The organism is Parabacteroides sp. KHUB-02 (genome assembly GCF_056640955.1).
Map to the genome: position 1 here is coordinate 1606839 of NZ_JBWQEV010000001.1, position 14300 is coordinate 1621138.

The 14300-nt window shown below is 47.9% G+C and carries 12 protein-coding genes; 8 read left to right on the top strand and 4 right to left on the bottom strand.

Going from position 1 to position 14300, the window contains the following annotated elements; all coding sequences use genetic code 11:
- Positions 1 to 39: 39 nt before the first annotated feature.
- Positions 40 to 1308 (top strand): type IX secretion system plug protein, encoded by a 1269-nt coding sequence (locus ACYIA1_RS07010; RefSeq protein WP_005856883.1) that lies wholly within the window; start codon positions 40 to 42, stop codon positions 1306 to 1308.
- Positions 1309 to 1352: 44 nt separating this feature from the next.
- A complete protein-coding gene (locus ACYIA1_RS07015) occupies positions 1353 to 2321 on the top strand; it encodes a 4Fe-4S binding protein (RefSeq protein ID WP_122143805.1) in 969 nt (322 codons plus the stop codon).
- Here ACYIA1_RS07015 and guaD read toward each other — a convergent pair.
- The 4 genes from guaD to ACYIA1_RS07035 are packed head-to-tail and all read right to left on the bottom strand — an operon-like array spanning position 2286 to position 6259.
- On the bottom strand, positions 2286 to 3626 hold the full coding sequence (guaD, locus tag ACYIA1_RS07020; protein WP_480334813.1) for a guanine deaminase: 1341 nt from the start codon (positions 3624 to 3626) through the stop codon (positions 2286 to 2288). The genes ACYIA1_RS07015 and guaD overlap by 36 nt on opposite strands.
- Positions 3627 to 3638: 12 nt before the next feature.
- Positions 3639 to 4541, bottom strand: coding sequence for a cation diffusion facilitator family transporter (locus tag ACYIA1_RS07025; RefSeq protein WP_009017469.1), 903 nt, complete (start codon positions 4539 to 4541; stop codon positions 3639 to 3641).
- A gap of 9 nt (positions 4542 to 4550) precedes the next feature.
- Positions 4551 to 5843 (bottom strand): L-cysteine desulfidase family protein, encoded by a 1293-nt coding sequence (locus tag ACYIA1_RS07030; RefSeq protein ID WP_008772137.1) that lies wholly within the window; start codon positions 5841 to 5843, stop codon positions 4551 to 4553.
- Positions 5844 to 5887: 44 nt separating this feature from the next.
- Positions 5888 to 6259 (bottom strand): Hpt domain-containing protein, encoded by a 372-nt coding sequence (locus ACYIA1_RS07035; RefSeq protein WP_005856873.1) that lies wholly within the window; start codon positions 6257 to 6259, stop codon positions 5888 to 5890.
- Positions 6260 to 6444: 185 nt separating this feature from the next.
- Between ACYIA1_RS07035 and ACYIA1_RS07040 the strand changes: the two genes are divergently transcribed.
- From ACYIA1_RS07040 to menB, 6 genes are all read left to right on the top strand, one after another.
- The gene (locus ACYIA1_RS07040) at positions 6445 to 8367 is read left to right on the top strand and encodes an AAA domain-containing protein (protein WP_480334816.1); all 1923 of its coding nucleotides are present in this window, start codon (positions 6445 to 6447) and stop codon (positions 8365 to 8367) included.
- The gene (locus tag ACYIA1_RS07045) at positions 8357 to 9163 is read left to right on the top strand and encodes a Cof-type HAD-IIB family hydrolase (RefSeq protein WP_005862248.1); all 807 of its coding nucleotides are present in this window, start codon (positions 8357 to 8359) and stop codon (positions 9161 to 9163) included. Before ACYIA1_RS07040 ends, ACYIA1_RS07045 begins: the two co-directional genes overlap by 11 nt.
- 260 nt (positions 9164 to 9423) lie before the next feature.
- Complete coding sequence (locus ACYIA1_RS07050) at positions 9424 to 10656, top strand: Cof-type HAD-IIB family hydrolase (protein ID WP_005862246.1); 1233 nt, start codon at positions 9424 to 9426, stop codon at positions 10654 to 10656.
- A complete protein-coding gene (locus ACYIA1_RS07055) occupies positions 10653 to 11750 on the top strand; it encodes an isochorismate synthase (RefSeq protein ID WP_048927312.1) in 1098 nt (365 codons plus the stop codon). Before ACYIA1_RS07050 ends, ACYIA1_RS07055 begins: the two co-directional genes overlap by 4 nt.
- Before the next feature lie 14 nt (positions 11751 to 11764).
- Positions 11765 to 13453 carry a 2-succinyl-5-enolpyruvyl-6-hydroxy-3-cyclohexene-1-carboxylic-acid synthase gene (gene menD, locus ACYIA1_RS07060; protein WP_022192642.1) on the top strand — a complete coding sequence of 563 codons (1689 nt, stop codon included), beginning with the start codon at positions 11765 to 11767 and terminating at the stop codon, positions 13451 to 13453.
- A 3-nt stretch (positions 13454 to 13456) separates the two neighbouring features.
- Complete coding sequence (gene menB / locus ACYIA1_RS07065; protein WP_048927313.1) at positions 13457 to 14281, top strand: 1,4-dihydroxy-2-naphthoyl-CoA synthase; 825 nt, start codon at positions 13457 to 13459, stop codon at positions 14279 to 14281.
- Positions 14282 to 14300: the final 19 nt, after the last annotated feature.

Here is a 14300-nt window from a genome sequence, read left to right on the forward strand (position 1 = left end):
ATTCCATAATTTTGCGTCGTTAAAGAAAGTAATAAGAAAATGAAAGTTTTTAAAATCCTATTTCTGCTGCTTATCACGGTTTTAGTACCGTTGAACGCTCAAGTGACTTACTTCACCAACGTTAGCGATAAGCAAATAAAGACCCTCCAAGTGAAGGTTGCCGGCGAGATGTTCTCCGATCCATTCATTGAACTGGGCGGTGAAAACCGTATCGAAGTTAATTTCGATGCTTTTAATCCGGGCTTCGGGCGATACGCCTATAATCTGGTTCATTGCAACGCCGATTGGACGCAATCGAATCTTTCCCCGATTGAGTATATGAATGGTTTCCAAGGGAGCACGATCGAGGATTTCGCCAATGCGATGGGTACTACGGTGCAATACACCAACTACCGATTACTTTTCCCAAACGATGACGTTCAACCGAAGGTCTCGGGGAATTATGCCTTGCAAGTATATAACGAGGATGATCCCTCCCAGATCGTATTTACCGCTTGCTTTTCTATTTTCGAGCCGATGGTTAGTGTCGCCGCTACGGTGAGCGGAAATACGGATATCGATACCAATCAGTCACACCAACAAGTCAGCTTTGCGATCAATAACAAGAATTTCCCCATCACCTATCCTCAGACCGACTTGAAAATCTGGGTTTATCAGAATAACCGCAGGGATAATGCCGTAACAGGTCTTCAGCCTATGACTATTTTAGAAAACCAGATCTCTTATACGAACAATCAGAACTTGATCTTTCCCGCAGGAAACGAATATCGCCGTATGGAATTTTTGAGCAACAAATACAATGGCATGCACGTAGAAAGTATCTCGTTCCATAATCCATATTACCATGTAGAGTTGATGACGGACTATCGGCGTGACCAATTATCGTATCAATACGATCAAGACCAAGACGGCCGTTTTTTCATCCGTTGCAGTAATTGTAACGACCCGGATACGGAAGCGGACTATTACATCGTTCACTTTACCCTCGCCATGGACTTAATTCCCGATGGAAACGTGTATTTGAACGGTGAATTATATAATAATGTATTGGACGAGAAAAGTAAGATGGGCTATAATCCGGAGACGCATCAATACGAGAAATCCGTCTTACTGAAACAAGGCAGTTACAACTATCAGTACCTCTTTGTCCCTAACGGACAGACCGTAGGACAGACCGGCCCTATCGAGGGTAATTTCTTCCAGACGGAGAACGAATATAGCATTTACGTCTACTATTGTCCAATGGGAGCACGGTATGATCGTTTAATCGGTGTAACTAGTATCAGAAATACAATGCCCGTGCTATAATTATTCGCGTAAAAGGCATACTTTTACGCATAAAATAATTGAGCATGAAAACGAGACGTATTGTTATCAGTACCGTATTATTAGTCGGGGGACTTCTCTCGATCGTTCAAGTCATGCCTAAAAATCCACTGTTGATAGGCGAAAGGTTATTTCCGTATGGAGGATGGATACAAGTGATACTTGCCATGCTATACGGTGGTTGGCTCTGCTATAAGATGCAAGATCGGCAAGAACGTCCCAAATGGAGAAAACGAGCGTGGTTGTTATTCTCGATCGTTTTTTTCGGGCAACTTGCTCTAGGGATTTTTGCCGATCCCATTTTCCTTATGACCGGGAAACTGCATTTACCGATCCCTGCGGTAATCTTGGCCGGACCGCTTTATCGCTTTGATGGATTATTCATGCCCATACTTTTTATCAGCACCTTATTACTATCCGGTCCCGCTTGGTGTAGCCAGCTTTGTTACTTCGGGGCATTCGACGCATGGAGTGCCCGGGGAAAATTGGAACGAAAAAGGTTCCCCTACCACAAGCAAATGCGATACAGCGTATTATTTCTGGTCATGCTGGGAGCCATCTTGCTACGGATATTCGGAGCGAGCGGCAAGATAGCCACCGCTTTTGGAATAGCGGTCGGAGTTATCGGGCTACTTGTCATGCTATTGTTTTCCAGAAAGAGACGGAAGATGGTACATTGCAGTAGCTATTGCCCAATCGGAGCTTTGGTGTCTTTCCTCAAGTACCTCTCTCCTTTCCGGGTACGACTGACCACGGATTGTTGCCATTGCATGGCTTGCACAAACATTTGCCGGTATGATGCCCTGCATAAAGAAGAGATCAAGAAGGGGAAGATCGGTTACACCTGTACCTATTGCGGAGATTGTCTTTCCGCTTGCAAGCACGGGGCTATAGAATATCATTTCCCGGGATTACGCCCGGCTACTGCCGAACGTCTATGGATCGTCGTAACGGTCGTATTACATACTTGCTTCTTGATGATCGCACGGATCTGAGCCGTATACTTGCTTGCCCATTATATAAGTACATACCATATTCCGGTCATCGCCGAGGGTTTGTAGGCCAAACAGCTTATTCTCGATCGTCCATTTATCTCTCGAACGAAGATACTCCATACGCAATTTCTGGACAGAGGTAGCGGCATAATCCACGACTATGAAATCCGCTTCACGGCCAGGGAGGAAACTTCCGATTCGGTCGTCCAACGATAAGGCCCGTGCAGAGCCTAGCGTACATTTATAGATAGCCTCCAAAGCTGTCATCGGATAACCGTTCAACTGTTGTACCTTATAAGCCTCTCCCATCGTACGCCACATAGAGAAAGATGTACCCGCACCGACATCTGTCGCCAAGGTAGTACGTACGCCGTAACGGTTCGCTTCCCTCATATCGAATAATCCGCTTCCAAGGAAAAGGTTCGAGGTCGGGCAATGGGCGATAATGCCTCCCGTTTCTCCCAACCGCTTATATTCCAGATCGGTTAGATGGACACAATGCCCGAATATCGAACGATCGGTCAACAATCCGGCACGCTCATAGACCTCCAAATAATCCGCATGACCGGGACAGAGCGATAAGACAGATTCAATCTCTCCCAGATTCTCCGAAAGATGTGTCTGTATATAGGTACTGGGATATTCGGCATGTAAACGACCGGCAGACTTTAATTGATCCGGCGTACTGGTTATGGCGAAACGGGGCGTGATCACATAGTGATTCCGTCCTTTCCCGTCCCAATCCTCGATTAAGCTACGGCAGTCCAACTTACCCTGATGCGTGGTATCCATCAGATAATCCGGAGCGTTCCGGTTCATCATCACCTTTCCAGCCAAGATACACATATTATACTCCGTAGCCACGGAAAATAATGCGGTTACGGAAGCAGGATGAACCGTGGCATAAGCGGCACAAGTCGTAGTTCCGTTCTTCACCAGTTCCTTCACGAAAAAGCGAGCGATATCTTGTGCATATTCCATGGAAGAGAAAGCTTCCTCGGCGGGAAACGTATATTCGTCCAGCCAATCCAGAAGTTGCTTGCCATACATTCCCTGTATCTCCGACTGGGAGAAATGGATATGGGAATCAATAAAGCCGGGTGTAATCAATTTACCGGAATAGTCTGTCACCGGGAAATCCGGGTAACGGGAACGCATCGCCTCGAACGGCCCCGCCTCTACAATCTTTCCATCAACAACAGCCAGTCCCCCATCCTCAAAATAGCGGTAAGCCTCCACATGATCCAGCGGGGAAGCGATCAAATAGAACACTTCTCCCCTATATAAGTTCTTCATCATGGTCAAATAACAATTCGTTTATTTAATTGGTTCCACGTGCAAAGCGATGTGCGTAGCCTGACCGAACTTATCACGCAGATTCTGTTCGATCTCTTTCGTCAAGTCATGGGCACGAGTCACGGTTATCTGTCCGTCCACCCGTATATGCGCCTCGATAGCAAAATTATTACCGATGCGGCGGGTACGTAGATTATGCGGGCTCTTTACCTCGGGAACCTCACTAATGATCGCCAAGATCTCATCCTCCACCTCCTTCGGCAAAGATTTCTCCAATAAGTCATTGATTGCGGGGATCACCAGCTGCAAGGCTACTTTTACGATAAACAAACTGACAATCACAGCCGCCAACGGGTCCAGCACACGCCAATTATCCCCCAACAAAATCGCCCCTCCAATACCTAAAGCCGTACCGATCGAGGAAAAGGCATCCGAGCGATGATGCCAAGCGTTAGCGATAACGACTTGACTATTCTGCTTCCTTCCTACCCAAACCGTAATATGATACAGTAATTCCTTGATCACAATGGAGATAAGAGCGGCAACTAAAGCGATCATTCCCGGACTTTCCAACGGAATCCCCTTGAAATAAAAGTCATAAATCTTGTTCGCTCCCTCCCAGAAAAGGCCAAAACCTACACAAAGCAAGACGATACCGACAATTGAAGTCGCCAAAGTCTCGTATTTACCATGCCCGTAATCATGGCTCTCGTCCTTTGGCTTGGAAGATATATTGACAAAAAGAAGTACGATTATATCCGTTACGAAATCAGATAACGAATGCACCGCATCGGCGATCATAGCGCTACTATGCCCCCAGATACCCGCCACGAACTTGAATACCAATAAAACAAAATTAGCGAATGACCCTAAAAGTGTCACTCGCATAATCTCTTTTTTCCTCGCCTTTGGTGCCTCCTCCATAGAATCCCATTAACAAGATTTACCGGTCATGATGTCCAGCACCAGACGATCCGTCGCCTCCATTCCTTTAGAACCGATAGCGGTCAAGTTCGCGATCGATTTATCCACATCCTCATCGATGATACCTTCCACGGAAGTCACCACCTTATCCTCCATGGCCATCAAAGCGGAAAGCATCGCCGTAGATACGCCACTAGATACTTTCATCGCGCAACTCGGCTTGGCACCGTCACAGATCATTCCGGTAATATTACCGATCATATTCTTGATCGCATAAGAAATCCGCGCCTTATTTCCTCCCATCAAATAGGTGATAGCGCAACTCGCTCCCGTAGCGGCAACCACACAACCGCAAAGGGCGGACAAGCGTCCCAGACTTTGCTTGATATAGATCACCATCAAATGGCTTAACATCAACGCACGGATCAGTTGCTCTTCCGAGCATTGGATATCCTCGGCGAAAGAAAGAACCGGAAGCGTAGCGGCGATTCCTTGATTACCGCTTCCCGAATTACTCATCACCGGGATCATAGCGCCGTCCATGCGAGCGTCGCAAGCGGCGGAAGTCATGATCAACATATGCGTATAAGCGGAATCTCCCATGAACTTACGGCCGAAAGCACCCGAGACTGTCTTGCTTACGGTATGTCCGTAATTGCCTTTCATGGAAGCTTGGGCAGCTTTCTTATTCAACTCGGCCGTTTCTAAAATAAAACGAATCTCATCCAATGGCATTTCCATGGCAAACTCATAGACCATAGAGAAGGAAAGACGTAAATCCTTATTCTCACATACTTCCTCGCCAGAAGCGTTTGCCGTACGTAAATCAGTCAATACCTCCCCGTTTTTCTCTACATATATTATATGGGTATGCTCATGGCAAATGATCACCCTTGAACGATCGTTCCCTGCTGAACTTATAATTTCGATATAAAGTTTATCTACATTCTCTTTCAGGTCTATACCGATACATTTCTTGCAGACCATTTCCTTACCTTCTTTCAATCCCTCCGGAGTCAAGTCTTTCAGCACCTCTAGCCCATAAGCGGACTTACCGATGATCGATCCCAATGCGATAGCGATAGGCAACCCCACCATGCCAGTCCCCGGGATTCCTACTCCCATGGCATTCTTCAGGATATTGGCGCTCAGATAAACCTCTATCTTCTCTGGCTTACGCCCCAGCACTTCCGCCGCTTTTGCGGCCGCCAAAGCCACGGCAATAGGTTCCGTACATCCGATAGCAGGGATTACCTCCCTGTGAATCAAATCTATAATTTGAGTTTTTATGATAGTATCCATACTGATAGTCTTTATTTAGAATTAGATAGTTAATATACAATAGATTAAGAACAAAACTCAACAACGATATCTCGCAAGGCATCGTATTGTTTTCCCAATGCATCTTCATAACGCAACGCTTCTTCCAGATTCCCTTCTCTCAACAGCGATAGTATATTATTCGATACATCGAATAGATTTACCAGACCTAAATTAGCGGCTATCCCTTTCAAGGTATGCGAATATAGCTTGGCATTCTCCAAATCCCGCTCTACTAAAGAGCTCCGTAATTTCACATACGAACCGTCTGTAGTAATAAATTTATATAGAAACTTTTTGAAGAGGCTATCACTATTCATAAAACGATCTAAGGTATTCTCTTTATCCCAAGCAGCTACATCTATTAATGCGTTATAAAAAGCATCGTTCTCATTCATTTTTTTATGATATTAGTTTTCGTACAAAATTAGGAATTTTATAGACACTACCAACGTTAGCGGTATTCTTTTTCTTTACTTACCGCAACTTGGGTACGGAACGATAATTTTAGTACTTTTGTCGCCTACTTCGGGACCTAGAACGCCCGGGCTGTATTTATCCGATTAATTGAATTGATAAAGGAATGGGAATTTCATCGCCGCTTGTAGATTTGCAACATCAATATGATCTCCTGCAGAAAGAATATGAATATGAGAAGGAAACATACCGACAGCAATCCGAGCGTACGGGTTTGCGAAAACGAGTGGCGCAGGGCCTCTGTTGGTATCCGGTCACTCCGGGACGCAGTTATTATAACTCCTTAAACCAATTGGTGATCGAGATCGAAAGGACAGAAGAGCGGGAGATCGAGCATAATTTTGAGTACGGGCGCCCGGTTTGCTTCTTCACGGCAGATATCAGTGGTAAATTTAAGTATCTGGATTTCTCCGCCACGATCAGCTACGTGCAAGAGGACCGGATGGTGGTAGTTCTCCCCACTCCTTCCGCCTTGATGGATATACAAGGAAAAAGCAATGATCTCGGCGTGCAACTCTACTTCGACGAGACCAGCTATAAAACGATGTTTTCCGCTCTCTCGGACGTGATGCGGGCAAAAAACAACCAACTCTCTCATCTAAGGGACGTATTGCTGGGGCAGGAAAAACCGGGACAGCGGGAATTATTCCCGATCCGCTTCCCTTGGTTGAACCGCTCGCAGGAAGAAGCCGTAAATAAGGTATTGGGAGCGAAACAAGTATCTATCGTACACGGCCCTCCCGGAACCGGGAAAACAACCACCTTGGTGGAAGCCATTTACGAGACCCTTCACCGGGAGAATCAAGTGATCGTTTGCGCTCAAAGTAATACCGCCGTAGACTGCATCTCGGAGAAACTGGTAGATAGAGGCATTAACGTCCTGCGCATCGGGAACCCCACTCGTATCAATGACAAGATGCTCTCTTTCACATATGAACGCCGTTTCGAATCGCATCCGGATTATCCCGAGTTATGGAGCATCCGGAAAGCGGTACGGGATATACAATCCAATATGCGAAAGAAAAGCCGGGAGGAACGGGATACGATCCGAAACCGCCTCTCCCGTTTGAAATTCCGGGCGACCGAACTGGAAGTCAAGATCGATACAGAGCTGTTCGACGAGGCTCGTGTTGTCGCTTGCACCTTGGTTGGCTCCGCAAACCGGGTCATGATGAACCGGCACTTCACGACCTTGTTTATCGATGAGGCCGCCCAAGCCTTGGAAGCCGCTTGCTGGATAGCGATCGGCAAGGCGGACCGGGTCATACTAGCGGGCGATCATCACCAATTGCCCCCTACTATTAAATGTATAGAAGCGGAACGAGAAGGCTTAGGACGTACCTTGATGCAAAAGATAGCCCATGCGAAACCGGAAACGGTCTCTCTCCTGAAGATCCAATATCGTATGCACGAGGATATCATGCGCTTCTCCTCCCAATGGTTCTATCATAACGAACTCGAATCCGCTCCCGAGGTAAGTGGGCGGGGAATCTTGCGACTGGACACTCCCATCGTATGGTTCGATACGTCCGAGTGCGATTTCACGGAAAATACGAGAGAAGAGACCATGAGCCGTGTCAACAGGCAAGAGGCGGAATTGCTCGTGGAACAATTACGCTCCTATATACAGAAAATATCCAAGGAGAGAGTGCTGGAAGAGAATATCGACTTCGGATTGATCTCCCCTTATAAGGCGCAGGTACAATACATCCGTAAATTGATCAAACAAGACGCTTTCTTCAAGCCTTTACGCAGACTGATCACCGTACACACCGTTGACGGTTTCCAAGGGCAAGAACGCGATGTCATCTTGATCAGTTTGGTAAGGGCCAACGAGGATGGAAAGATAGGCTTCTTGAACGACTTGCGGCGCATGAACGTAGCGATCACCCGTGCCCGTATGAAACTGATGATCTTGGGAGACGCTTCCACCCTTACCCGGCACGCATTTTATAAAGAACTCTATAATTATATCTCCCAAAGAGGTAAAATAATCACGATCAACACGAAACAAGAGCATGAACTATAAATTATTGGTACTGGATTTAGACGGTACACTGACAAACAGTAAAAAAGAGATCACCCCGTTTACGAGGGAAACCCTTCTGCAAGCGCAGGAAAAAGGATTGCATCTGGTCTTAGCCTCCGGCCGGCCCACCTACGGTATCGTGCCTTTAGCCGAGGAACTGAACATAAAGCAATATGGTGGTTTTATCCTTTCCTTCAACGGCGGTAAGGTGATCGACTTGATGACAGACAAAGTACTTTTCGAACAGGCTTTGCCACCCGATATCGTACCTGTTTTATACAACCGCTCCAAAGAAGCGGGACTGGCTATCCTTTCCTACAACGGTAAATATATCTTAAGCGAGCATCCGGAAAATAAATACGTACAATACGAATCTTTCTTAACCAAAATGAAGATCAAGGCTACCGACGATTTTCTGCGGGATTTGCATCAGCCAGCCGATAAATGCTTGGTGGTAGGCGAACCGGAGATGTTGGTACCGTTGGAAGAGAAGCTCCGCCAAGAATTAGGGAAACGTATCAACGTATATCGTTCCGAGGCATTCTATCTGGAGCTTGTCCCCAAAGGCATCGATAAGGCAGCCTCGTTATCCCGCTTACTAGAGCGAACCCGGATAAAACAGGAGGAAGTGATCGCTATCGGCGACGGTTTCAATGACGTATCCATGATCCGTTTCGCCGGATTGGGAGTCGCTATGGCCAACGCCCAGCCCCCTGTCAAGGCCAATGCCGACCGCATCACCCAATACACGAACGATGAGGATGGAGTGGCTCGTTTCATCCAAGAATTGCTTTGAAAAAAAACACGTACGTATTTTCCGAAAAACATGTACATGTTTTCGCGAGAACACGTACGTGTTTTTTCAGAGACATTTACACCAGTATCGACACAGCCCAATGCCTATACCGGCATACGCCTATACCAGTAGTGCCGTAGGGCTACGCCAGTATAGGCGTGAGCTTGCGCCGATATACGTAAATTCCTTTCATGGAAATGTCTTCTAACTATCAACTATTTTATGTATATTTGTATTCTAAACCATAAAAATAAGACGCCATGAAGTACAAATTATTAGTCTTAGACGTAGATGGGACGTTGCTTAACGACAAGAAAGAGATAACTCCCCGGACCCATGCCGCCTTGTTAAAGGCTCAGCAGATGGGAGTTCATGTTGTATTGGCATCCGGCCGACCCACCAACGGGGTTCAACCCTTGGCGGAGGCCCTTGAATTGAATCATTACGGTGGTTTCATATTATCTTATAACGGAGGTCAGATCATCAATGCCCAGACCGGAGAATTGATGTTCGAGAAACGAATCGATCCGGCCATGATTCCTTATTTGAACCGGAAGGCGAAGGAAAATGGTTTTGCTATCTTCACGTATCACAAGGACTATATCCTGACCGATAGCCCGGAAAACAAGCATGTCCAAGAGGAGGCCGAACTCAATAAGATGCGCATCATCGGTGTGGAGAATTTCCCGGAAGCGGTGGATTTCGCACCCTGTAAGTGTATTCTTACCAGCGATGACGAGAACAATCTAGTGGGTCTCGAAAATCATTGGAAGAAACGTCTGGACGGGGTATTGGAAGCTTTCCGCTCCGAGGACTATTTCTTGGAGGTAGCTCCTCATTTCATCAATAAGGGAAATACGTTGGCGGTATTGATGGAGATGCTGAATATCACGACCGAAGAGGTTGTCGCTATCGGTGATGGCGTGGCCGACGTATCCATGCTTCAATTAGCCGGTACCGGCGTGGCGATGGGTAACGCACGCGATTCCGTAAAGGCTTGTGCCGATTTCACGACCTTACCCAATAATATGGAAGGTGTGGCGGTAGCGATCGAGAAAGCGATCCTTGCCACGATCAAACCCACAGAGGTTCCGTTAGATCAACTAAACGCACGGGCCAAACATGCTTTAATGGGTAATCTAGGCATTCAATATACCTATGCGTCAGAGGATCGTGTGGAAGCGACCATGCCTGTAGACGAACGAACCCGCCAGCCTTTCGGTATCTTGCACGGAGGCGCTACACTGGCTCTGGCAGAGACCGTGGCCGGACTAGGTTCCATGATTCTGGCGAAACCGGACGAGATGGTAGTCGGCATGCAAGTTAGCGGCAGCCATATGTCGTCCGCCCACGAGGGAGACACGGTACGTGCCGTCGGGACGATTATCCACAAAGGCCGTTCATCCCATGTGTGGAACGTAGACATATTCACCTCTACCGACAAACTGGTTTCCTCTGTACGGGTAATCAATAGTATACTAAAGAAGAAATGATTCCAAGAGATTCTTACGAAATAATAGACACGTTGATCAAGCAAGGCCGGAGTTTCGCTATTTGGCGTATTCCCGGTGAGGATAGGCTCCATTTCAGGATGCAAAGTGCCGGCTCTCCTTGCCTATTATACGACATAAAAGACTTAAATGAACGGAGCGGTTTTGTAATCGCTCCGTTTCAGGTGACAGCGGAACGACCTATCGTTTTAATCCAACCGGATTGCTTTGAAATCCCCTCCGAATCCGATTGGGATTTCTCTCGAGAGAAAAACGAATTCCCTTCGAATGAAATCGAAATCCCGTCCGAATCCGAGGAGAAGGAACGATACGCTTACCATTTCTCCCTGTTTACCAACCCTTTGCTAAAAGGAAGCCAAGATAAACTAGTCCTATCCCGTAGCAAAACGATCTGGAAAGATCCCTCTTTCTCACCCGGCAAGGCATTCTTCGCCGCGGAAGAACGATATATCCGCTCCTATGTCTACCTTTGCCATACCCCGGAAACCGGAACTTGGATGGGTGGGACACCGGAAATCTTGTTATCCGGCGAGAAAGGCGACTGGCAAACGGTAGCTTTGGCCGGAACCCAATCCTTACGAGACGGGAAATTACCGAAAAGCTGGGACCATAAGAATTGGAGAGAACAGCAATTAGTCGCCTCCTATATACGCCGCCAGCTGTCCACCTTGGGTATTACTCCCGAGGAGAAGGGGCCTTATTCAGCCCGGGCCGGAGAGGTTTCTCATTTGAAAAGTGATTTCTTCTTCTCCTTGCCGAATCCCGAGAAGCTGGGTGATGTCCTTCAACTATTACACCCTACTCCAGCAGTTTGCGGTCTTCCCAAGGAGGAGGCTTATCATTTCATCATCGAGAATGAGGGGTACGATCGTAGCTATTACTCCGGTTTCATCGGTTGGCTGGATCCCAAAGGCAAAACAGATCTGTACGTAAACCTCCGTTGCATGAATATCCTCCCCCAAACCTTTACGCTGTATGCCGGAGGCGGTCTGTTGGCGGCCTCGCAGCTAGAAGATGAGTGGCAGGAGACAGAGGATAAATTAGATACGATGCGGAGAATAGTGGGTAATTTATAATTTTATATCATATAATGTATAGCGATAAAAAGAACATCCTTCAATTGGTAGCCTTGCTGATAGAGCACGGCGTAAGTAATATCGTGCTATGTCCGGGAAGCCGGAACTCTCCGATTGTGCACACATTGGCAAACCATTCGTTCTTCAATTGCCATTCCGTGACGGATGAACGAAGCGCGGGATTCTTTGCCGTAGGGCTAGCGTTGCACGGAGGTAAGCCGGCGGCTGTTTGCTGTACCTCGGGCACGGCCTTGCTGAATATACATCCGGCGGTAGCGGAGGCTTTCTATCAGAAAGTTCCACTTGTCGTGATATCCGCCGACCGCCCCGCCGCATGGATCGGGCAAATGGACGGACAGACCTTGCCGCAACCCGGGGTGTTCGGCTCGCTGGTAAAGAAGTCGGTGCAGCTACCGGAAATACATACGGATCAAGATGAATGGTATTGCAATCGATTGATCAACGAGGCGTTGTTGGAACTGAACCATCACGGCAAAGGACCGGTGCATATCAACGTTCCGATCTCCGAGCCTTTATTTCAGTTCACGACACCCGAATTGCCGAAGGTACGGGTAATCACCCGTTATCAAGGCTTGAACGTGTACGACCGGAAATATGATGACCTGATCGAGCGCTTGAACAAATATAGCAAGCGGATGATGATAGCGGGACAAATGAGCTTGATCTATCTCTTCGAGAAGAAAATATGCAAGTTACTATACAAGCATTTCACTTGGCTCTCCGAGCACATCGGCAACCGTATCGTACCGGGATTACCGATCAAGAATTTCGACGCTATCCTGTATGCTACCCCGGAGGAGGAAAAAGAGAAGCTAGTTCCCGAGCTCGTAATCACCTACGGTGGCCATATTGTCTCCAAGCGGCTGAAAGAGTTTTTGCGGAAACACCCGCCTAAGGAGCATTGGCATGTCTCATTGGATGGAGAGGTAGCGGATTTATTCGGTAGCCTGACCACGGTGATCGAGATGGACCCTTTCGAGTTTCTGGAGAAAATCGCTTATATGCTGGAGAATAGGCAGATTGAATATCCGAAGGCTTGGGAATACAAATCCCGGAACCTGCCGGAGCCGGAGTTCGCTTACTCCGAAATGGCGGCGATCGGTGGTTTGATACGCTCGCTTCCGGCTGAATCGGCCTTGCATCTGGGGAATAGCTCCACCGTACGTTACGCGCAATTGTACACCGTACCCGAGACGGTTGAGGTTTGTTGTAACCGAGGTACGAGCGGGATCGAAGGCTCCTTGTCTACGGCCATCGGATACGCCTCGGCCTCGCAAAAACTAAACTTTATCGTTATAGGCGATCTTAGTTTCTTCTATGATATGAATGCGTTGTGGAACGGTAACTTGCACAATAACCTTCGCATCCTGCTCTTGAACAACGGAGGTGGCGAGATCTTCCAAGCCTTGCCGGGATTCAAGATGAACGAGCGTACGCACCGTTACGTTACCGCCTCCCACCAGACCTCAGCGGAGGGATGGGCCACGGAAAGGGGATTCTCCTACTCCGCTGTCCATAATGCCGAGGAGTTGGCAGCGGCGATGAGCGCCTTTACCCAAACGGAGCAACCGAGCGAACATCCCCTATTCATGGAGGTTTTCACGGACAAAGCGGAAGACGTACGATTGCTCAAGGAATATTATCATCAACTGAAAAATTCATCCCAAGCACAAAACATATAATATATGGAAACGAAAAGAGAATGGACAACCATCAACGAATATGAGGAGATCTTATTTGATTTCTACAACGGCATCGCCCGCATTACAATCAACCGGGAACGGTATCGCAACGCTTTTACCCCGACTACGACCACGGAGATGAGCGACGCCTTTTACATCTGCCGGGAACGCCCGGACATTAACGTAGTCGTTCTGACAGGAGCCGGAGATACGGCCTTTTGCGCGGGAGGCGATATGAACGTGAAAGGACGTGGCGGCTACGTGGGTAAAGACGGCGTACCTCGCTTGAACGTATTGGACGTACAAAAGCAGATCCGCTCTCTCCCGAAACCCGTCATCGCGGCCGTGAATGGTTTCGCTATCGGCGGCGGACACGTATTGCACGTGGTTTGCGACCTTACGATCGCTTCCGAGAACGCTATCTTCGGACAGACTGGTCCTCGTGTGGGTAGCTTCGACGCCGGGTTCGGTTCTTCTTACCTCGCCCGTGTGGTCGGACAGAAAAAGGCCCGTGAGATCTGGTTCCTATGCCGCAAGTACAATGCGCAGGAGGCTTTGGATATGGGTCTGGTAAATAAGGTAGTCCCCTTGGATAAATTAGAGGACGAGTACGTTCAATGGGCCGAGGAGATGATGTTGCTTAGCCCGTTGGCTTTGCGCATGATCAAGGCGGGCTTAAACGCCGAGTTGGACGGACAGGCCGGTATACAGGAGTTGGCCGGAGACGCTACCATGCTTTACTATATGACGGACGAGGCGCAGGAAGGCGGTAAGGCATTCTTGGAGAAACGCCGTCCCCGCTTCGAGGATTACCCGAAATTCCCGTAGGGAGTGGACAGTTGGCAAG